General features: G+C 35.2%; 20 protein-coding genes. 7 read left to right on the forward strand and 13 right to left on the reverse strand.

Going from position 1 to position 19,524, the window contains the following annotated elements; genetic code table 11:
- Positions 1-441 precede the first annotated feature (441 nt).
- The 6 genes from ACIQ2Z_RS10150 to aspS all read right to left on the reverse strand — a co-directional run bounded on the left by ACIQ2Z_RS10150 (position 442) and on the right by aspS (position 5,382).
- The gene (locus ACIQ2Z_RS10150; RefSeq protein ID WP_396184028.1) at positions 442-876 is read right to left on the reverse strand and encodes a LexA family protein; all 435 of its coding nucleotides are present in this window, start codon (positions 874-876) and stop codon (positions 442-444) included.
- A 54-nt stretch (positions 877-930) separates the two neighbouring features.
- Positions 931-2,196 carry a Y-family DNA polymerase gene (locus ACIQ2Z_RS10155; RefSeq protein WP_396184029.1) on the reverse strand — a complete coding sequence of 422 codons (1,266 nt, stop codon included), beginning with the start codon at positions 2,194-2,196 and terminating at the stop codon, positions 931-933.
- 125 nt (positions 2,197-2,321) lie between these two features.
- Positions 2,322-2,825: a GNAT family N-acetyltransferase gene (locus ACIQ2Z_RS10160; protein WP_396184030.1), complete on the reverse strand. Its 504-nt coding sequence runs from the start codon at positions 2,823-2,825 to the stop codon at positions 2,322-2,324.
- 285 nt (positions 2,826-3,110) lie between these two features.
- The gene (locus ACIQ2Z_RS10165; RefSeq protein WP_129462785.1) at positions 3,111-3,308 is read right to left on the reverse strand and encodes a cold-shock protein; all 198 of its coding nucleotides are present in this window, start codon (positions 3,306-3,308) and stop codon (positions 3,111-3,113) included.
- A gap of 84 nt (positions 3,309-3,392) precedes the next feature.
- Positions 3,393-3,626: a hypothetical protein gene (locus ACIQ2Z_RS10170; RefSeq protein WP_396184031.1), complete on the reverse strand. Its 234-nt coding sequence runs from the start codon at positions 3,624-3,626 to the stop codon at positions 3,393-3,395.
- A gap of 4 nt (positions 3,627-3,630) precedes the next feature.
- The gene (gene aspS / locus ACIQ2Z_RS10175; RefSeq protein ID WP_396184032.1) at positions 3,631-5,382 is read right to left on the reverse strand and encodes an aspartate--tRNA ligase; all 1,752 of its coding nucleotides are present in this window, start codon (positions 5,380-5,382) and stop codon (positions 3,631-3,633) included.
- Between the two features lie 358 nt (positions 5,383-5,740).
- On the opposite strand from aspS, the gene ACIQ2Z_RS10180 reads away from it, so the two are divergent.
- Positions 5,741-6,094: a toxin-antitoxin system YwqK family antitoxin gene (locus ACIQ2Z_RS10180; RefSeq protein ID WP_396184033.1), complete on the forward strand. Its 354-nt coding sequence runs from the start codon at positions 5,741-5,743 to the stop codon at positions 6,092-6,094.
- 43 nt (positions 6,095-6,137) lie between these two features.
- Here ACIQ2Z_RS10180 and ACIQ2Z_RS10185 read toward each other — a convergent pair whose 3' ends face one another.
- The 6 genes from ACIQ2Z_RS10185 to ACIQ2Z_RS10210 are packed head-to-tail and all read right to left on the reverse strand — an operon-like array spanning position 6,138 to position 13,914.
- Positions 6,138-6,704, reverse strand: coding sequence for a hypothetical protein (locus ACIQ2Z_RS10185; protein ID WP_396184034.1), 567 nt, complete (start codon positions 6,702-6,704; stop codon positions 6,138-6,140).
- 54 nt (positions 6,705-6,758) lie between these two features.
- Positions 6,759-10,232: an efflux RND transporter permease subunit gene (locus ACIQ2Z_RS10190; RefSeq protein ID WP_396184035.1), complete on the reverse strand. Its 3,474-nt coding sequence runs from the start codon at positions 10,230-10,232 to the stop codon at positions 6,759-6,761.
- 20 nt (positions 10,233-10,252) lie between these two features.
- Entirely contained in the window at positions 10,253-11,422 is a 1,170-nt protein-coding gene (locus ACIQ2Z_RS10195) for an efflux RND transporter periplasmic adaptor subunit (RefSeq protein ID WP_396184036.1), read from the reverse strand.
- Positions 11,423-11,434: 12 nt separating this feature from the next.
- Positions 11,435-12,775 (reverse strand): TolC family protein, encoded by a 1,341-nt coding sequence (locus ACIQ2Z_RS10200; protein ID WP_396184037.1) that lies wholly within the window; start codon positions 12,773-12,775, stop codon positions 11,435-11,437.
- A gap of 15 nt (positions 12,776-12,790) precedes the next feature.
- Positions 12,791-13,390, reverse strand: coding sequence for a TetR/AcrR family transcriptional regulator (locus tag ACIQ2Z_RS10205; RefSeq protein WP_396184038.1), 600 nt, complete (start codon positions 13,388-13,390; stop codon positions 12,791-12,793).
- Between the two features lie 2 nt (positions 13,391-13,392).
- Entirely contained in the window at positions 13,393-13,914 is a 522-nt protein-coding gene (locus ACIQ2Z_RS10210; protein ID WP_396184039.1) for a YceI family protein, read from the reverse strand.
- Positions 13,915-14,131: 217 nt separating this feature from the next.
- Between ACIQ2Z_RS10210 and ACIQ2Z_RS10215 the strand changes: the two genes are divergently transcribed.
- Both ACIQ2Z_RS10215 and ACIQ2Z_RS10220 read left to right on the forward strand, forming a co-directional pair.
- Positions 14,132-15,106, forward strand: a complete 975-nt coding sequence (locus ACIQ2Z_RS10215) for a polyprenyl synthetase family protein (RefSeq protein ID WP_396184040.1) — start codon at positions 14,132-14,134, stop codon at positions 15,104-15,106.
- A gap of 62 nt (positions 15,107-15,168) precedes the next feature.
- Complete coding sequence (locus ACIQ2Z_RS10220) at positions 15,169-15,519, forward strand: hypothetical protein (protein WP_396184041.1); 351 nt, start codon at positions 15,169-15,171, stop codon at positions 15,517-15,519.
- On the opposite strand, the gene ACIQ2Z_RS10225 is transcribed toward ACIQ2Z_RS10220, so the two are convergent.
- On the reverse strand, positions 15,503-16,012 hold the full coding sequence (locus ACIQ2Z_RS10225) for a hypothetical protein (RefSeq protein WP_396184042.1): 510 nt from the start codon (positions 16,010-16,012) through the stop codon (positions 15,503-15,505). The genes ACIQ2Z_RS10220 and ACIQ2Z_RS10225 overlap by 17 nt on opposite strands.
- A 136-nt stretch (positions 16,013-16,148) precedes the next feature.
- On the opposite strand from ACIQ2Z_RS10225, the gene ACIQ2Z_RS10230 reads away from it, so the two are divergent.
- The 4 genes from ACIQ2Z_RS10230 to ACIQ2Z_RS10245 form a co-directional block, all read left to right on the forward strand.
- Positions 16,149-18,920, forward strand: a complete 2,772-nt coding sequence (locus ACIQ2Z_RS10230; protein WP_396184043.1) for a 2-oxoglutarate dehydrogenase E1 component — start codon at positions 16,149-16,151, stop codon at positions 18,918-18,920.
- Entirely contained in the window at positions 18,921-19,154 is a 234-nt protein-coding gene (locus ACIQ2Z_RS10235; RefSeq protein ID WP_396184045.1) for a DUF4160 domain-containing protein, read from the forward strand. It abuts the gene before it with no gap.
- The gene (locus tag ACIQ2Z_RS10240) at positions 19,135-19,371 is read left to right on the forward strand and encodes a DUF2442 domain-containing protein (protein ID WP_396184046.1); all 237 of its coding nucleotides are present in this window, start codon (positions 19,135-19,137) and stop codon (positions 19,369-19,371) included. Before ACIQ2Z_RS10235 ends, ACIQ2Z_RS10240 begins: the two co-directional genes overlap by 20 nt.
- Before the next feature lie 26 nt (positions 19,372-19,397).
- The coding region (locus ACIQ2Z_RS10245; protein WP_396184047.1) for a biotin/lipoyl-containing protein at positions 19,398-19,524 on the forward strand (127 nt) is incomplete at its 3' end.

The following is a 19,524-nucleotide window of genomic DNA, read 5'->3' on the forward strand; positions in this document are numbered from 1 at the left end:
CTTTCAAAACCCAGAGCAAGTACATTTCCGTCCCAGAAATTGTATTTTTTTAGCTTATTGAAATAATCTTCCATGGCTGAATTTTTTTGTAAAAATACAAAATAATCTTTTATAACTGACTATTTTTATAAAAAATTAAAATAATCTTCTATACTCGATTAATTTATAAATACAAATATCTTCCATTAAAGATAATTAATAGTAAAGGACCCTAGCTCTTCGAAGTGTTCTTTTCTAAATTAGCAGTGAGCTCTGCGATGGTCCCGACCCCCAGCTCCTCGAAGTGTTCTTTTCAAAATAGCACTGAGCTCTGAATGTCTCTGACACCCGCTCTTCGAAGTGTTCTTTCAAAAATTAGCACTGAGCTCTGCGATGGTCCCGACTTTGCGGAATTTTTTAATATATTTGATAGAAGATAAGTTGTAGTTCTTAAGAAAGCCTTTAATACATTTTTTTAATCACATACGTCACGATTCCCCAAATAATTAATTGGTTTTCTTCCGTGATTTTGATGGGTTCAAAAGCTTTGTTTTCAGGCATTAAAAGCATTTCATCTTTGCTAACTTTAATGCGTTTAACGGTGAATTCACCATCTAACAAGCATACGGCGATTTTGTTGTTTCCAGGTTCTAAACTACGGTCGATGACCATAATATCGCCATCGTCAATGCCCGCCCCAATCATCGATGCGCCTGAAGCTTTGGCATAAAAAGTAGTTTCTCGGTTCTTGACCAACACCGCATCCAAACTAATTTTATTTTCATCAAAATCTGCTGCCGGTGAAGGAAATCCAGCCTTGATTCCCGCCGTAATAAAAGGAATTTCAATCGGATTGTCCAAATCAGGACGAAAAAAAGTAAGTTTATTTTTTGACATTTTTTTTAACCACAAAGTTCGCTAAGATGGCACAAAGTTCTCAAAATAAAGGATTTAATGACAATTTACTTTGAAAATATCCCGAATATCCGTCGTATATTTTGGTGAAAGCAAATTCTGTTTCATTTTCCAAGTGCGTTGTAAATCCTGATTACCTAATCGGATTTTTCGTTCGCCGGTTTTTTTATGAAAAGCATCCATCACTTCCATAATTTTTTGGTGTTTCGGATTTTCCTCTTCAAACAAGTGAAATTGCTTTTGGTCTTGCGGAATAATTTGCGTGACAATTACGCCTGCTTTTTTATAAATGTCACCTTCTTCAAAGATTTCTTTCAGCATTTTAACAGCCAAGGCACTAATGGTAATACTGGAATTACTCGCAAAAGGTAACGTTTCCATTTTATAAAAATTATATTTTGGCTTATCCACTTTGTATTTGTCTTTTCGCAAATATAAAATAACGCCGTAACAACACGAGTTTTGTTTCCGAAGTTTCTCCGCACAAACGGTAGCAAAGGTAGAAACCCGTTCTTTCATTTCGTTAAACGTGGTAATGTTGCCATCAAAACTTCGGGTGATGGCGATGTTTTTTCGGTCTTTGGGTTCTTCGAGTTCTAATACCGATTGACCTAGTAATTCCAATCGCAAACGGTTGCCCACCACACCCATTTCTTTTTTAATAAACATTTCGTGGTGCGGAAGCGTAAAGTCATACGCTGTATGGATATTTTGGGCTTTCATTTTTTTTGTGAGCCGAAAACCGATGCCCCAAACGTCTTCAATTTTGGTCCATTTTAATCCTTTGATGCGCTTTTCTTCGGTGTCTATTACATAACTTCCGAGTGTTTGATTTGGAAATTTACGGGCAATTTTGTTGGCTACTTTTGCTAAAGCTTTGGTAGGAGCAAAGCCAACGGAAACCGGAATACTAAGCCATTTTAACGTTCGCTTTTTCATTTCCAGACCGTATTGCTGATAATCGGGAATAGTCATTCCGTCAAAGTTTAAAAAGGCCTCATCGATGCTGTAAACTTCCATATTGGGCGTGAATTGTCCTAAAATTGCCATGACACGACTGCTCAAATCGCCATACAAAGCATAATTCGAAGAAAAAACGGTGATATTTTTTTGTTTGAGCTCGTCACGTACTTTAAATTCAGGTGCTCCCATTGGAATTCCAAGTGCTTTAGCTTCGTCGCTACGGGAGATGATACAGCCGTCGTTGTTAGACAAAATAACGATGGGTTTTCCATTCAGTTGAGGTTGGAAAACACGTTCGCAGGAAGCATAAAAATTGTTACAATCTACTAAACCATACATGCTGTAAAGTTAGTAGATTATTGTTTTTTTTGGAAGTGAACGGATGTTAATGTTGAAAAGAAAATAGAGAAAAGAAAATAGACGGGTAGCTTTTAACCGACAACGGATAACAGATAACCGAAAAATCACAACACCTTTTCATACGCTCGTCTCGGACTACCTCTGAAATGCACGATGCCGCAGAACACAAAACCAGATTTTTCAAAAATACTCATCATGGCAAAATTGTCGTGGTTGGTGTCGGCTTTGAGGCTGTGGATGTTCTTGGTTAAAGCAAATTTTTCAATAAAATCGATTATTTTTTTCGATAAATTTTTACCTAAATGATTTTCTGCGATGGCTACTCGATGAAAAACGACAAAATTGCTATTCGTAATCCATTTTCCTTGAAGATTGGCATATTCCGGTTCGTCGTTGATTAAAACGGCTGTATAACCGATGATTATAGTGTCGTCTGTAAGTACATAACCAATTCCTTTTTCAATGTCTTGTTGGATGATTTCCGGGTTGGGATAACCGTCTTGCCATTGGTTGCTACCGTCGGCTTTTCGTCGAAGAATAGCTTGCTGGAGAATTATCCAAATTTTGGGAGCATCTGTGATAGTGGCTTTTCGGAAGTTGTAGTTCATGGAAGGTTGGGTTCTGTATACTAGAAAATAAGATGTAAAGTTAGCAGAATTTTCTATGGAAGCACAGACCGCGTGAGTGTTTGAGCCATTGTTTGAGCTCTTTTTGTGCAAGACCAAAGGGATGGAACAAAAAAGCGAGTGGCGAAAGCACGACCCTTGGGGCACGCCCAAAAAGCAATTTTTATAATTACTCCAATTTTATAAATCTGTGTTCTTGAAAATAAAAAAACGTCCCGATTGCTCGAGACGTTTGTCATTTCATTCGGTAATCTAAATAATTGTATATTATTCAATAACAGCTACTTGAGCTGCTACTTTACCTTTTCTTCCTTCTTCTTCTTCGTAAGAAACACGGTCACCTTCTCTTAGCTCTTCAGCTTTGATACCTGTTGCATGAACGAAAATGTCTTTTCCTGTTTCTTCATCTGTAATGAATCCGTAACCTTTAGACTCATTGAAAAATTTTACTGTACCTGTACGCATTGTAATAATAAAAATAATTAATAATGGACAAAGGTAATCTATAAATACATACGAATGATAATTCAATACTATTTTTTTTGAAATTTATTGATTTTCAGTCTTTTCGTCTTTTTTATTGTCAAATTTGAACATATAGTCCTCTAATTTCTTGTTTTTATAGCGATGCCATAAAAAAATGGGCATAAGGACTAATGCACTGATTAAAACTCCTAATCCAACCCATTTATCTCCCTCGTTTCCAACAGTTTGTTTTAAATAGTAGCCGTATCCAATAAGTCCAAGGATGATCATAAACAGTATTCGGATAATGTATTTCATGGAATTATTTTAAATCTAATTTAATGTGTAATTCGTTTAACTGACTTTCGTCAATAGTTGATGGAGCATCAATCATCACATCGCGACCGCTATTGTTTTTTGGAAACGCGATGAAATCACGAATGGTTTCCTGACCTCCCAAAATAGCTACTAAACGATCTAAACCAAATGCTAAACCACCGTGAGGTGGAGCACCAAATTGGAAAGCGTTCATTAAAAATCCGAACTGGTTTTCGGCTTGTTCCGGTGAAAATCCTAATAATGAAAACATACGACTTTGCAAATCACGGTCGTGGATACGAATGGAACCTCCGCCAATTTCATTGCCATTCAACACCATGTCGTAGGCATTCGCACGGACTTTTCCCGGTTCGGTTTCAATCAGCTGCATGTCTTCCGGTTTTGGTGAAGTGAACGGGTGGTGCATCGCATGGTAGCGTTGCGAATCTTCGTCCCATTCTAATAACGGAAAATCAACTACCCAAAGGGGAGCAAATTCGTCCGGTTTTCGCAAACCTAAACGGGTGGCAACTTCCATACGAAGTGCCGATAATTGCGTTCTGGTTTTATCCGCTTTTCCAGAAAGAATTAAAATTAAATCGCCTGGTTTAGCGTTGGTGATTTCAACCCATTTTTTCAAATCAGCTTCGTCATAAAATTTGTCAACAGATGATTTCAAACTGCCGTCAAGTTCATATTTTGCATATACCATTCCGGTAGCACCAATTTGCGGACGTTTAATCCAATCAATCAAGGAATCTATTTCTTTTCTGGAATAGGAAGCACAACCTGGCACAGCAATTCCGACTACTAATTCAGCGGAATTAAATACCGGAAAATCTTTGTGTTGAGCAACGGCATTTAACTCTCCGAATTTCATCTCAAAACGAATATCCGGTTTGTCGTTTCCATAGGTTTTCATCGCATAATCGTAGGTAATTCTTGGGAATTTCTCTACTTCAACTCCTTTAATTTCTTTTAATAAATGTCGCGTTAGGCCTTCAAATACATTCAAAATGTCTTCTTGTTCCACAAACGCCATTTCACAGTCAATTTGAGTGAATTCCGGTTGACGGTCGGCACGCAAATCCTCGTCTCTAAAACATTTCACGATTTGAAAATATTTATCCATTCCGCCCACCATTAACAATTGTTTGAAAGTCTGTGGCGATTGAGGTAAAGCATAAAATTGGCCTTCGTTCATTCTACTTGGAACAACAAAATCACGAGCTCCTTCGGGAGTAGATTTAATCAAATAGGGGGTTTCGATTTCGCAAAAACCTTGTTTGGATAAATAATTACGCACTTCCATCGCTACTTTATGACGGAAAATCAAGGAGTTTTTCACCGGATTTCTTCGAATATCCAAATAGCGGTATTTCATTCGAATATCTTCACCACCATCCGTCTCATCTTCAATAGTAAACGGGGGAAGTTGAGCCGCATTTAATATCGTTAACTCCGAAACCAAGATTTCAATAGCCCCGGTTGCGATGTTTTTGTTTTTGGCTTCGCGTTCAATAACGGTTCCTTTTACCTGAATCACGAATTCACGACCCAATGATCTCGATGCATCAAAAACCGATTTTTCGGTACGGCTTTCATCAAAAATTAATTGTGTGATGCCGTAACGGTCGCGTAAATCTACCCAATTCATAAATCCTTTATCACGTGATTTTTGAACCCATCCGGCTAAGGTAACTTCTGTATTGATGTGCGAACTGTTTAATTCCCCACAAGTATGACTTCTATACATCTTTATTCGAAATTTTTTGAGTTGCAAAAGTACTATTTTGTTTGAAGATTTCCCGATTTTTTGCCCTACAAATTTTCCACCTAAATCAGAAATCACATGTCTTAACACAAAGCTCCTATAATGTATAGATGAAGCATAGCAAATCAATAGATAAAGCATAGATAGTGTATGAAAAAAACATCAAAAAAGGATTCATTTCTCATTTTAACCAAAACAAATCGGTAATTAAATTTATATGATTCTATTTCCAATGTTAAGTTTTCATCTAATGTTACCAAATTGTTAAACAAAAGTTTTTTTATTGTAAATTAATTGTTATATTTGTTTCATAATTGTTAACCTACAAAAAAGAAAGAATATGAAAAAGTTATGTATTACAGCTATGTTAGTGGTTTCAGGAGTAATTTTTGCTCAAGAAAATAACGCTAAACACGAAGTGGTTAATCAAATGGTAAAGTCAACTTTTTACCATGAAAACGGTCAAGTACAACAAGAAGGCTTCTATAAAGATGGGAAAGTACATGGAGAATGGATTTCGTATGATATAAACGGAAATAAAGTAGCCATGGGTCAATACCAAGATGGGATGAAAGTTGGCAAATGGTTTTTTTGGAATGGACTTGATTTAGCAGAAGTAGATTATTCTGATAGCCGAGTAGCTCAAGTGAAAAAATGGTCACAAGGAGCAGTAGTTCAAGTGAATAAAAATTAACTAACTCATACCAACTAAAAAAGGGCTTTTCGAAGCTCTTTTTTTATGGCATTTTCTTTTTTGAACGATTGAGTTCTTTGAAAGAAGCAATAATTTTTTCCATGGAAGCGGCATGATCTTCTTTTCGCTTTAGCTCAGTCCAATTCACGATTTGATAATAGGTTTCTTTTCCTTTCACAAATCCAAATTGGTAAAAAACATCAATTCCATCTACTGTTCCATTCACAGTCATTAATTTGGCTTGATTACCATTTATTTTAGTGTCTTCAAATTTTGAAAATTTTCCATTTTTAATTGTTGCCGCTAAATTGTCTTTTAATAACTTGGAATACCCTGTCAAATCGGGAGTGTAAGTTTCTCTTAGCGAAGCATCTTCCAGCACTAAATTGTCAAAATCAGAACTGGGTTCGTCGATAACGATAGTATAAAATTCACTTAAAATGTTTTGGTATTGAAGGGATGCATCTTCATGTAAAAAATCCACGTTAGAGAATGACTTTGGTAAATCGATTGAATATTGATTTTTTACTTTTATATTTTGTGTTTCTGTATCAACTTGACAATTACTGAAAAAGAAAAGGACAGCTAATAAAGTTATTATTTTTTTCATACGTATTATTTTTTGCAAGATAAAAAAAACCACGCTTTCACGTGGTTTAATGGGTTAACTTGTTTGCGGAAGTGTATCTAAATTTTTTTTCTTTTTCTTTTTGACTTTGATTTTTCCTTTGTGAAGTAAAAAGAACATCACCGGCACAATTACTAAAGTAAGGAAAGTAGCAAAGGTTAATCCGTAAATTACCGTTTTAGCCAATGGTCCCCAGAAAATTACGTTATCACCACCCATATAAATGTTTGGATTGTAATCAATGAATAATCCGAAGAAGTCAATGTTTAATCCAATTGCTAAAGGAATTAAACCGAGAACGGTTGTTATCGCTGTTAGCAAAACCGGGCGTAAACGTGAACGACCGCCTTCTACAATAAGGTCTAAATATTCATGTTTGGTTAGTAAACCTTTTTCATCCATACCTTTTTCAACGAGTTTTCTATCAATTAATAATTGGGTATAATCAATGAGCACAATAGCGTTGTTAACTACAATTCCCGCCAAGGAAATAATTCCCATCATGGTCATAATAATAACGAAATCATCACCAAAAATTGCCATTCCAAAGAAAACGCCTCCAAAGCTTAGCAGAACGGAAACCATGATAATAATTGGTTTGGAAATCGAATTAAATTGAGCAACTAAGATTAAAATGATTCCTCCCAAAGCAATTAGCAGGGCATTTACTAAGAAACCCATATTTTTGGATTGTTCTTCTTGTTCTCCCGTAAAGGCAAAGTTGATGTCTTTTCCAATTTGATAGTCTTCTAACTCGCGTTTGATTTTTTCTACCACTTCATTTCCGTTGTATCCTGTTATTACGTTTGAATAAACAGTAATCACACGTTTTAAGTTCTTGCGTTTGATGGTATTAAACGTGGTAGAATTTTCGCTACTAGTAATTGCCGCAATCGGCACTTGAATTAATTTACCCGTTGCTTGATCTCTGAAGGTTATAGGTTGATTGTAAATTAATTTATTGTCGTTTCGTTGATTTTCCGGTAAACGAACATTGATTTCAAAATCATCTTTTCCATCTTTGTAGGTAGAGATTTTTTCTCCGAAAATGGCTCTCCGCAACGTTTGTCCTACTTGACCTGAGGTGATTCCGAGTTGACCGGCTTTGTCTAAATCAACTGTTACATCTACACCCGGTTTACTTTTATTTACATCAATTTTCAGCTCTTCAATACCGGCAATGTTTTTCTCATTGATATACTCCTTCATTTTTTCGGCTTCCAAAAGCATCGCATTATAATCTTCGCCGGAAATTTCAATGTTTACATCATATCCGGCCGGCGGACCGTTTTCTTCTTTTTCAACTATGACAGAAACTCCCGCGTTACCTTGAACAGCAGAGCGGATTTCTTCCATCACTTCCAAACTGTTTTTCCCTTTTCGGTATTTGAACTCACGCATGGTTAAGGTTACTTTCCCCCGATTTGGCATATCGTTTTGAGCACCCCCATCTGTTTGTGGATTTCCGGAACCATTTCCTACTTGTGCAATGGCACTTTCTACCATGTAGTTATCGCCTTCTTCACTATATTTATTGGCGATAGCGTACACTTTTTTCTCAATTTGTTTAACAAATTCATTGGTTTTTTTAATATCTGTTCCTTCCGGAAATTCAATATAGACCATGATTTGGTTGGGTTGATTTTCAGGGAAGAACAGTACATCAGGTTTGGCTATTCCAACAGCTACGAATGATAGAATTAGTAATATAAAAGTTCCTACAAAATAAATCATAGGCTTTCTTCCGCTTAAGGCATATTGCAAAAAATCTCGGTATTTGGTTTCCATCCAAACCAAAATAATTCGCTGGAAAAAGTCCTGTGCACGAACCAAATAATATTTGTAGATCCACAACATGATGGCAAAGAATAGCATTAAATTTCCTAATCCTTTTAAACCGCCCGTTTTTGTTACAAATCCTGAAATGAGCATTATCAGACCAATTCCGCCGATAATTCCACTTAATTTGATTAATGCTTTTTTAGATAATTCTTCTTCTTTTAGCTTCATGAAATCAGCTGTCAACATTGCGTTAATCACCAAAGCAACAAACAATGAGGAGAATAAAACCACAGACAATGTCATTGGGAAGTAAATCATAAATTTACCCATAGTCCCAGGCCATAATCCCAGCGGGAAAAAGGCAGCAAGAGTTGTGGCAGTTGAAGCAATAATCGGCCATGCAATTTCACCAATTCCTTCAATGGCGGCTTGTTTTTGAGGCATTCCCTGTGACATTAATTGATGGACGTTATCTACTACCACAATGCCGTTATCTACTAACATTCCGAGTCCCATAACCAATGCAAAAAGCACCATAGTATTTAGGGTTATCCCAAATGATGCTAAAATCATGTACGACATAAACATCGATAAAGGAATTGCAAATCCAACAAAGATGGCACTTCTAAATCCTAAGAAAAACATTAAAACCCCAATGACTAATATAACACCAAAGATGATATTGTTAACTAAATCATCTACTTGAGCGATGGTTCTAGTGGATTGATCGTTGGCATATGTTATTGTGAGTCCTTCGGGAAAGTAGTTTTCTTTGCCTTTCTCAACGATAGCTTTTAAGCCTTCCACAGCTTCTACCATGTTTTTGCCGCTACGCTTTTTGATATCAAGCATTACTACTTGTTCCCCATAAGAACGAGCAAAAGTGGTGCGTTCTTTTTCCTTGAATGCAATAGTAGCAATGTCTCTTAAGTAAACGTTCCCGTCTTGTTTTTTTACAATGATGTCTTCTAAATCAGCAGGTTTATCAATTTCGCCTATAACACGTATGTTCTTTTTGATTCCATTAGTAGAAACACTTCCGCCGGAAACCGTTTTATTTTCGAATCGAACAGCATTTATGATGTCGTCAAAACTCACTTTTGCTGCAGCCATTTTATACATGTCAACGGCAATTTCAACTTCTTTATCCTCTGCACCTCTGATGGCCGCTTCCTTAATTTGTGGAAGTCTTTCAATCTTTTCCTCTAAATATTCTGCATATTCTTTTAACTTTTCAGAAGTAAAATCGCCCGTCAAATTGATATTTAAAATGGGCACTTCTTCGGCAATATTTAAGTCGAATACGTTGGGCTCTACCTTACCACCACCATCAATTGTTGGCCATTCTGTATCTGATTTTACTTGGTCAACTTTATCTTTAACTTTTTGCTTGGCATCTTCAACTGAGATATCTTCGTCAAATTCCACCAAAATCATGGAATAATCCTCTAAGGTATTAGAAGTAATTTTTGTAACTCCGGATATATTGTTAAATTCCTCTTCCAAAGGTTTGGTAATCAGTTTTTCAACATCCTCGGCGGAGTTTCCGGGATTGATGGAGCTGACATATATTTTGGTTTCAATAATTTCCGGAAAACTCTCACGAGGCATTGAATAGTAGGAAATCAATCCGCCCACTAATAGTATGGCAGTAATCACATAAACCGTCATTTTGTTGTTGATGGCCCATGTGGATATGGCGAAATTCTTGTGTATGTTAAGACTCATGTTTCTTTTTGTTTATGAGTTTAAAGTTTGATTACTTCAACCGTTTGACCATCTTTCAAGGCTTTCCCACCTTCAGTAATGACAATTTCACCTACTTGAAGACCTGATTTTACTTCAACAAATGCACCTGAAGTATAGCCAATTTCGATTGTTTTTCGAGTTGCTTTTGCATTGTTTTTGCTGTCTGCTTTCTCAATTACATAAATTACTTTGCTTCCATCAGCTATTTCCTGAATGATATTCTCTGGAAGCAATAATGCCTTAGGATTTTTATAGTCTTCAATTTTTAAAACGGCCACTTGATTGGGGCGTAATAAATTATCCGGATTGGGTAAAGCGATTTCAATACCAAATGTTCGATTGTTCGGATTGATATAGTTACCAATTTGACGTACTTTTCCTTTGTAATTTTTACCTAAAGAATTTAGATATACATCTACAATAGCACCTACTTTTAATTGTCCGATGTAGTTTTCAGGAACATTTGCCGTAACATACATATTAGTTAAGTTGACAATTCTAAATAACTCCATTCCCGGAGCTACTACTTTTCCTTTTTCAATTAATACATCATCGATCGTGCCACTAAAAGGAGCGGTAACTACAGTTTTATTCAACTGTGATTTAATTTGAGCCACCATTTTCTGCTGGCTTTCCATTGAAGTTTTGGCTTGTAAATATTGAATTTCTGAGCCAATCTTTTGATCCCAAAGGTTTTTTTGTTTTTCAAAAGTGGTTTTAGCTAAAGCTAATTGCGTTTCTGCTTGAGCCAGTTGCGAACTCATTCCACCATCGTCTATGCGAGCTAAAACTTGACCTTTCGAAACACGTTGACCCGCTTTTACATTTACTTGGGTTAAAATACCTGAGTATTCAGGGCTAATCATAATATTCTCTTTGGTGTCAACGTTCCCTTGAATTTCGATATAATGTGTAAAAAGAGTGTCCTTCAAAGTAATCGTTTGTACCAAAGGATTTTTCTTGTTTGGGCCTAATGCAGCAATTGCTTTGTCAAGTTTGGCCAAATCAGCCACTAATTTTTCATATTCTTTGTGAACGCTTTCACGAGAGGATTTAATTTTTTCTAAATCTTTCGATTGGATTACTTCGTCAAGATTTCCGGTTTTATTTTCACCTGAACAGGCTACTAATAAAAGCGTAAGGATTGTTATGGAAAATACTTTTTTCATTTGGATATACTATTAGTTTTTGGTTGTAATTTTTTCAATTTTTGCTCTGCTGTTGATGACATTTACCATTGCTTGCAAATAATCTTGTTGAGCGGTGTATAATTGTCTCTGAGCCTCTGTAAATTCAAAACTCGAAGAAAGTCCCTCGGTGAATTTTATATTTTGTTTCTTTTCGATACGTTCTGCCAACGTTAAGTTTTGTTTGGAACTGAAATATTGTTCTACATCAAAATCAAATTTGCTTTTAGCTGTTAAGTATTCTAGTTTCAAACGTTGCTCTGTTTCTGTTAGCTCCGTTTTTGCTTGTTCTAAAGCAATCTTCGCTTGTTGTGTGCGAGCATTTCTGCCAAATCCACTGAAAATAGGAATGTTTAAATTCAATCCTAGGTTGGAATAATCCAACCAATTATCAGCATTGGTAAAAGTGCTGAAATCTTCGCCAAATGCATTGTAGCCATAATTTAAGGAGGCTCCTAGTGAGGGTAAATATCTACTTTTTTCTAATTTTAATTCCAAGTTTCGTTGATCAACAAAATTGGTCATTAAAGTATAATCAATATTCTGTTCCACATTAAATTCGGGATTGGTAAGGGCCAAATCAAGATTTAAAGCAGTTAGTGATTTTAGGTCATCAGTCAATACTAATTCATCGTCTATTTCAATGCCCAAATTTATTTTCAGCATATTTTCAGCAATATCTCTCAAACGTATACTGTAATTTAAATTACTTTTTAAGGTAGTCAATCGAATGTTTAATTGCTCTACATTTTCCTCTTCAGTTAAACCATTCTTGAACGTTTGTTCGGTTTCAAATAGTGTTTTTTCAACTGATTTTATATTGCTTTTCAGAATGTCGATTGATTCTTCTGAAAGCAAAACATTACCGTACGAATTGATAATCATTTCTTTGATTTCCAAATCAGTTTTTGTTTTTGATTTTTCATAAAAATCTAAATACGTTTTTGATGCTTGCAATGCAACGATATAGGAACCGTCAAAAATTAACTGATTTAACGAAGCTCGAGCGTTCATGTTTTGTTTCGTTCCAAAAGCAACTTCAACAAATTCCCCAGGATTTCCTCCAAAAAATTCGGCAGGAACAACCGATTTTTGAATGACAAAATTGTTTTGAAAATCGACTGTTGCATTAATTTGAGGCAATCCTAAAGCAGTTGCTTCCAATTTTTTCTTTTTAGCAGCTTCAATGTCACGTCCTGAATTAATTGAAGTGTAATTGTATTGAATAGCATGTTCAATAGCTTGTTGCAGCGAAAAAGAATAACTTTTCTTGGAGGTTTCCTGAGCTTGTATTCCCACACAAAACAACAGGAGAAAGAGTGTAAATTTATTCATATAAGTGATTGATGATTAGGATGATTTGTATAATTGTAATTGTTTTTCTAATTCTGTAATGCCTTCGGGAGTTGCTAATGCACGCGTATGATATTCTAATGCTTGAAATTCGAGTTCCTGTGATTCTTTTTCTAAAACAGTATTTTCATTAATGCTAAAGATTAAGATGTAATAGAATTTTGCGTAGGTTTCTACATTTACATCGCTTCTGTATAAATCTTGAGCTATTCCTTTTTCAATATTTTGATGAAAAAACCAATTACATTCTTCCAACTGCTTGCTCATTACATTTTCATAAATTTCAGGGTAATGCTTTTTAAGTTGATAAATGGGAGAAGTATCGGTAGAATTAAACATATCTTTAAACATTCTTCTAACAGTAAAATTTTCTTCAATAGCGTTTAGACCTTGAGAAGCTATTTTTTGAATCGTTTCGTGCACTTGCTTGTGGACATTATTTACTGTTTCATCAATAAGCACCTCTTTATTACAGAAATACTTATAGATAGTTTTTTTAGAAATACACATTTCACCGGCAATGTCGTCCATCGTAATGCTCTTAAAACCTAGTCTAAGAAACAAGTCGGTTGCTTTTGCAATTATTTTCTCCTTCATATTTATGCGGAAAATTCCAAAGTAGCAATTAGTTTAATACTTTTTCCTCTTGATAAGTAGCCGCTGTTGTTGAAGGCATTAAATGCTAATCCAAAATCTTTCCGATTAATGTCTCCTGAAATTTCAAAAGCTGCTTTTTGTTTACCATTGTATGCTTTAAAGCCTATAAATTCCGCATCCAATTCAACCACTCTGGTAATGTTGCGAATGGTTAAATTTCCTTTTAAAAAGTGTATATTTTTAGTCACTTTTTCAAATGAAGTCGATTTAAAACTAATAATGGGCGATTCATTAACATCCAAGAAATCATTCAAACGCAACGAAGGTTTATTTGATTCTTGGTGGGTTGCATTATTGGTAACATCTAATGAAAACTCTACCGAGGCTTCTTCAATTTCATTGTCTTTCATAGCCACATATCCGTTGAATTTATTAGGAGTTCCAGCCAAATAAGCAACAATAGAATGTTTCATTTTCATCAAAATATCAGATTGATTGGAATCTATTATCCACTTTGTTTTCATAATTATTGTATTTAACTTGTTAGTCAACCATCTTAAAGAGGTTAAATAGTTTTTAAAAAGTGAGCAAATGTATGTAGGAAACTTTTAACACCAAAATAGTTTCCTAAGTATTTACACAAATTTAACATATGTTTGCCGCCTAATAGTTCTTGCGATTTCGACATTCGCTTTTTTTTGGTTTTCTTTGTCTTTTAAAATTCAATTACACACGATGATCATGCAGACTATTCAAGCTTATCAAGACTTTTTTTTAAAATATCTTCAGCAACAACATTTTTTACGCGATCCTAAAAATTTGTACGAGCCGATAGATTACATTTTAGGTTTGGGAGGTAAGCGAATGCGACCAGTCTTGACATTAATGGCGGCAGAAGTATTTGATGTGAGTTTTGAAAAAGCGTTACCTGCAGCAACAGCAGTAGAAGTCTTTCATAATTTCTCATTGGTTCATGACGATATTATGGATGATGCTCCCTTGCGAAGAGGCAAAGTAACAGTACATGAAAAGTGGAATTTGAATACAGGCATTTTATCCGGTGATGCCATGTTGATTTTAGCGTATCAGTATTTTGAGAATTATGAACCGGCTATTTTTAAAGAATTAGCCAAATTATTTAGTAAAACAGCACTGGAAGTCTGCGAAGGTCAGCAATATGATGTGGATTTTGAAACCAGAGAAGATGTTACAATTGCCGATTATTTAAAAATGATCGAATACAAAACTGCAGTTTTGGTGGGAGCTGCGATGAAAATGGGAGCCATTATTGCTCAAACTTCGAAAGAAAATGCTGAATTGATTTATGATTTCGGGTTGAATTTGGGCATTGCATTTCAATTACAAGATGATTACTTAGATTGTTTTGGTGACCCTGAAACTTTTGGAAAGCAAGTGGGCGGAGATATTATTGAAAATAAAAAAACCTATTTGTATCTAAAAGCGATAGAATTTTCAAAAATAGAGGAGCGAGAACAATTACTGCATTTATATACTATTCAGCCACAAGACAATTCTGATAAAATTGCATCGGTTAAGGAATTTTTTATACATACCGGAGCATCTGCAGCTACTCAAAAAGCGATAGAAGATTATACATCTAAAGCATTTGAAACGTTAGAGCGGATGCAAATTGCTGTCGATAAAAAAATGGTATTAAGAGCCTTTGGTGAAAAGTTAATGAAGCGTAATGTGTAAAAATAGTATTGGGTAAACGGCAAGTAAAATCAACAATCGTCAATCAATAATAAGCAATCTTAATGTATCCAATTCCCAAATCAACCGATCACCTTTTAACCGAAGCTGAAAAAGAAAACCTCTACATTAAATTAATTGAGCAACTCAATAAGGATTTTAATTTTGCCAATGAACCGATTGATATACCTTTAAGTACGGCTCCAAATGAACTTAAAATTCAGTTGCATGAAAAAGTATACCGCCTTATTCAATATAAATTTGCAGAGTATTTGAATCTCCTTTATATCATTGATGTTTCAGAAAGTGAAGTTAAAAAATTAGTTGGCTCAGATATTTCAGAACTCGCCGAACAAGTGGCCTTTTTAATTTTAAAAAGAGAATGGCAGAAAGTTTGGTTTAGAAATAAAATCTAACAAACGGCAACCAAGGTTCCGAATAAATTTTGTCGCTGTCATGAAGCACATTGTAACGAATACCCACCGTTACATTTCTTGAATAATAACCAGCTCCTAAATACAATCCGGTATTCCAAAAATCATCATCGTAGGTAAATGGATATTCATTCGTCACATTATAACGTAATTGTTCTAATTCAGCAGACAGTTGAAGAAAATCAATTGGTGTTGCTAATGCAATTAGCGAACCGCCATAAATCCAAGATTCATAATAGTCCTTCTCTTGAGCATAGCTGCCTCGTAAGCCAACACCTAAACTAAAATAGCGGTTGAAATCGTAAATAGCACTTGGAGCTAAAGTGATTTCAGTATAGTTATTGCCAAAATTTAATCCCACGGCACCACCAAATCGGACATGTGACCAAAATTCATTCTTGGCGGTTGCATCTGCTTGTGCTCTCACATTTGCGAAACACAAAAGCATAAACATAAGAAAACATATTTTATTCATTTTTTGAAAGTAATTCATAACTATAGGTTATTAGAAGTTAAAAATATAAAAGTATGTAAAAATAATAAAAAGATTATTTCAATTATTGTACTTTTGCAAAACTATTTTTAACAAATAAGGTATATTACTACTAATTATGGATAGGTTTTCCTTTTTAAACGCTGCACACACTCAATTTTTTGCCGATTTATACGAACAATATACCGTTAATCCGGATACTGTTGAACCAAGTTGGAGAGCCTTTTTTCAAGGTTTTGATTTTGGCATGGAAACATCAAATGAGGAACTTGCTGTTGCTCAATTAGCCGATTTTTCAGCTGGTAATCAAGAGTACAATTTGGTATCCGATAAGTTGCAAAAAGAATTCAATGTTCTAAAATTAATAGACGCTTATAGAACACGTGGCCACCTATTTACCAAAACCAATCCGGTGCGTGACAGAAGAACTTATGCTCCTACCCTAGCGTTAGAAAATTTCAGTTTATCTGCTTATGATTTGGATACTATTTTTGATGCAGCAAAAATACTAGGTCATCAACCCTCTACTTTAAAGGATATTGTTAAGCATTTGGATAATGTTTATTGTCAGTCCATTGGTGTTGAGTACATGTATATCCGTAAACCGGAAGTAATTGAGTGGATTCAAAATCGTTTGAACATTAATGATAATTTGCCAAATTTTTCTACAGATGAAAAGAAACACATTTTAGGCAAATTAAATGAAGCGGTTTCTTTCGAGAACTTTTTGCACACCAAATATGTAGGTCAAAAACGATTTTCATTAGAAGGTGGTGAAAGTATCATTCCTGCTTTAGACGCATTAATTGAAACTGCTGCGGAACGAGGCGTAGAACAATTTGTGATGGGAATGGCACACCGCGGGCGTTTGAATATATTGGCCAATATTTTTGGGAAAGAAACCCAAGACATTTTCTCAGAATTTGACGGGAAAGATTACGACAAAGAATATTTTGACGGAGACGTTAAATACCATTTAGGTTTAACGGCTGACAGAAAAACAAAATCAGGAAAAAATATCAACATTAATTTAGCACCTAATCCATCACATTTGGAGACAGTTGGAGCTGTAATTGAAGGAATAGCCCGTGCGAAACAAGATAAATATTTCCCTAATGATTTCTCAAAAGTATTGCCTATTGCAGTACATGGCGATGCAGCAGTTGCCGGTCAGGGAATAGTCTATGAAATCGTTCAGATGTCGCAACTTGATGGCTACAAGACAGGCGGAACCATTCATATTGTTATCAATAACCAAGTAGGTTTTACCACCAATTATTTAGATGCTCGTTCGTCAGTTTATTGTACCGATGTTGCAAAAGTGACGCTTTCACCTGTATTACACGTAAATGCTGATGATACCGAAGCAGTAGTTCATGCAATGTTATTTGCATTAGATTTCCGAATGACTTTTGGTAGAGATGTGTTTATTGATTTATTAGGTTACAGAAAATACGGTCACAATGAAGGAGATGAACCTCGCTTTACCCAACCGGTTTTATATAAAATAATCGCTCGACATAAAAATCCGCGAGATATTTATGCAGAAAAGTTAATTATTGATGGGATTGTTGACCAAGCCTACATCAATAAAATTGAAAGCGATTACAAAGCTAAATTAGATCAAAATTTAGAAGCTTCCAGAAAAAAAGCGTTGACTATCATCACTCCATTTATGCTGAATGAATGGAAAGGATTTGTTCAAGTTAGTGATGATGAAATGTTGAAAAAAGTAACAACTACTTTCGACAAAAAGAAATTAGATGTGATTGCTGAATCTATTTCAACGTTGCCTTCTGATAAAAAATTCATCAGTAAAATTAGTAAGATTGTTACAGATAGAAAAACGATGTATGACAACGATACTATAGATTGGGGAACTGCTGAGTCATTGGCTTACGGTACTTTATTGATGGAAGGATATGATGTTCGTATTTCCGGACAAGATGTTGAACGAGGCACTTTTTCACACCGTCATGCAGTGGTGAAAGTGGAAGACAGTGAGGAAGAAGTAATCTTATTAAACGGATTAAAAGATAAAAAAGGGAAGTTCAATGTGTTTAACTCGTTCCTTTCCGAATATGGTGTTTTAGGATTTGATTACGGTTATGCCTTAGCCAATCCGAATGCTTTGACGATTTGGGAAGCACAATTTGGAGATTTCTCCAATGGGGCACAAATTATGATTGACCAATACATTTCTTGCGGGGAAGACAAATGGAACAACCAAAACGGTATTGTTTTATTGTTACCGCATGGTTATGAAGGTCAAGGTGCCGAACATTCATCTGCCAGAATGGAGCGTTATTTACAATTATGTGCCCGTCACAATATGTATGTAGCTGATTGTACAACGCCAGCGAACTTCTTTCATTTGTTACGTAGACAAATGAAAACGAAGTTCAGAAAACCATTGGTGGTATTTTCACCTAAGAGTTTATTACGTCATCCTTTATGCATTTCAACCAAAGAAGAGTTGTACAACGGAAGTTTCCAAGAAACTATTGATGATAACTCTGTAGATAAGAAAAAAGTAAAAACATTGGTGTTCTGTACCGGTAAATTTTACTACGACATTCTTGCCGAAAGAGAAAACTTAGGAAGAAATGACGTAGCTTTGGTACGAATCGAGCAATTGTTTCCTTTGCCGGTTGAACAATTAAAAACGATTATTGCCGGTTATCCAAATGCAGACGATTATGTTTGGGCACAAGAAGAGCCTAAAAACATGGGTGCTTATAGTTTTATGTTGATGAATTTTGACTTGGTAAAATGGAGATTAGCATCGCTAAAAGCCTATGCCGCTCCAGCTGCCGGAAGTCATACACGCGACAGAAGACGTCATGCAGATGCCATCAGAATGGTATTTGATAAAAATTTATTTAGATAAATGCCAACTGTTTTTTATGTAGAAGGTTTTCGTTTTTTCTTCTACAGTAACGAACATTTGCCAAAACATATCCATATTGAAAAAGCTGAAAAAACAGCAAAATTTAATCTGGAAAATATTGAATTAATCAAGTCTTCGGGATTTAATGCGAGTGAATTAAAACAAATTCGTAATTTAGTAGAAGAAAATAATGATATTTTAATTCAAAAATGGGATGAGTTTTTCAATAGTTAGTAAATCAAAAAATGCGGTAAATATTGTTTTTTCCGATTCTAAAATGATTGTGTTTTTAGAAGATGGGAGAGAACTTTCAGTGCCTTTAGAGTGGTTTCCAAGACTCAGAAAAGCTACCAAAGAACAACTTGAAAAATGGCGTTTTATTGGAAAAGGAGAAGGAGTTCATTGGGAAGAAATTGATGAAGATATTTCAATAGAAAATTTATTAGAATAAAATAACAAAAGTAAAGTTACATACAGATGATTTTAGAAATGAAAGTCCCATCACCGGGCGAATCAATTAAAGAAGTTGAAATTGCTACTTGGTTAGTAAAAGATGGTGATTATGTAGAAAAAGATCAAGCGATTGCTGAGGTAGACTCAGATA

The sequence above is a fragment of the Flavobacterium sp. genome (assembly GCF_044361015.1).
GTDB lineage: Bacteria > Bacteroidota > Bacteroidia > Flavobacteriales > Flavobacteriaceae > Flavobacterium.

Excerpts from the sequence above, each read along its gene's own strand:
- ACIQ2Z_RS10150 (WP_396184028.1), bottom strand. The coding sequence starts at position 876 with ATGTCAAAAAATAAACTTACTTTTTTTCGTCCTGATTTGGACAATCCG.
- ACIQ2Z_RS10155 (WP_396184029.1), bottom strand. The coding sequence starts at position 2,196 with ATGTATGGTTTAGTAGATTGTAACAATTTTTATGCTTCCTGCGAACGT.
- ACIQ2Z_RS10160 (WP_396184030.1), bottom strand. The coding sequence starts at position 2,825 with ATGAACTACAACTTCCGAAAAGCCACTATCACAGATGCTCCCAAAATT.
- ACIQ2Z_RS10165 (WP_129462785.1), bottom strand. The coding sequence starts at position 3,308 with ATGCGTACAGGTACAGTAAAATTTTTCAATGAGTCTAAAGGTTACGGA.
- ACIQ2Z_RS10170 (WP_396184031.1), bottom strand. The coding sequence starts at position 3,626 with ATGAAATACATTATCCGAATACTGTTTATGATCATCCTTGGACTTATT.
- aspS (WP_396184032.1), bottom strand. The coding sequence starts at position 5,382 with ATGTATAGAAGTCATACTTGTGGGGAATTAAACAGTTCGCACATCAAT.
- ACIQ2Z_RS10180 (WP_396184033.1), top strand. The coding sequence starts at position 5,741 with ATGAAAAAGTTATGTATTACAGCTATGTTAGTGGTTTCAGGAGTAATT.
- ACIQ2Z_RS10185 (WP_396184034.1), bottom strand. The coding sequence starts at position 6,704 with ATGAAAAAAATAATAACTTTATTAGCTGTCCTTTTCTTTTTCAGTAAT.
- ACIQ2Z_RS10190 (WP_396184035.1), bottom strand. The coding sequence starts at position 10,232 with ATGAGTCTTAACATACACAAGAATTTCGCCATATCCACATGGGCCATC.
- ACIQ2Z_RS10195 (WP_396184036.1), bottom strand. The coding sequence starts at position 11,422 with ATGAAAAAAGTATTTTCCATAACAATCCTTACGCTTTTATTAGTAGCC.
- ACIQ2Z_RS10200 (WP_396184037.1), bottom strand. The coding sequence starts at position 12,775 with ATGAATAAATTTACACTCTTTCTCCTGTTGTTTTGTGTGGGAATACAA.
- ACIQ2Z_RS10205 (WP_396184038.1), bottom strand. The coding sequence starts at position 13,390 with ATGAAGGAGAAAATAATTGCAAAAGCAACCGACTTGTTTCTTAGACTA.
- ACIQ2Z_RS10210 (WP_396184039.1), bottom strand. The coding sequence starts at position 13,914 with ATGAAAACAAAGTGGATAATAGATTCCAATCAATCTGATATTTTGATG.
- ACIQ2Z_RS10215 (WP_396184040.1), top strand. The coding sequence starts at position 14,132 with ATGCAGACTATTCAAGCTTATCAAGACTTTTTTTTAAAATATCTTCAG.
- ACIQ2Z_RS10220 (WP_396184041.1), top strand. The coding sequence starts at position 15,169 with ATGTATCCAATTCCCAAATCAACCGATCACCTTTTAACCGAAGCTGAA.
- ACIQ2Z_RS10225 (WP_396184042.1), bottom strand. The coding sequence starts at position 16,012 with ATGAATAAAATATGTTTTCTTATGTTTATGCTTTTGTGTTTCGCAAAT.
- ACIQ2Z_RS10230 (WP_396184043.1), top strand. The coding sequence starts at position 16,149 with ATGGATAGGTTTTCCTTTTTAAACGCTGCACACACTCAATTTTTTGCC.
- ACIQ2Z_RS10235 (WP_396184045.1), top strand. The coding sequence starts at position 18,921 with ATGCCAACTGTTTTTTATGTAGAAGGTTTTCGTTTTTTCTTCTACAGT.
- ACIQ2Z_RS10240 (WP_396184046.1), top strand. The coding sequence starts at position 19,135 with ATGAGTTTTTCAATAGTTAGTAAATCAAAAAATGCGGTAAATATTGTT.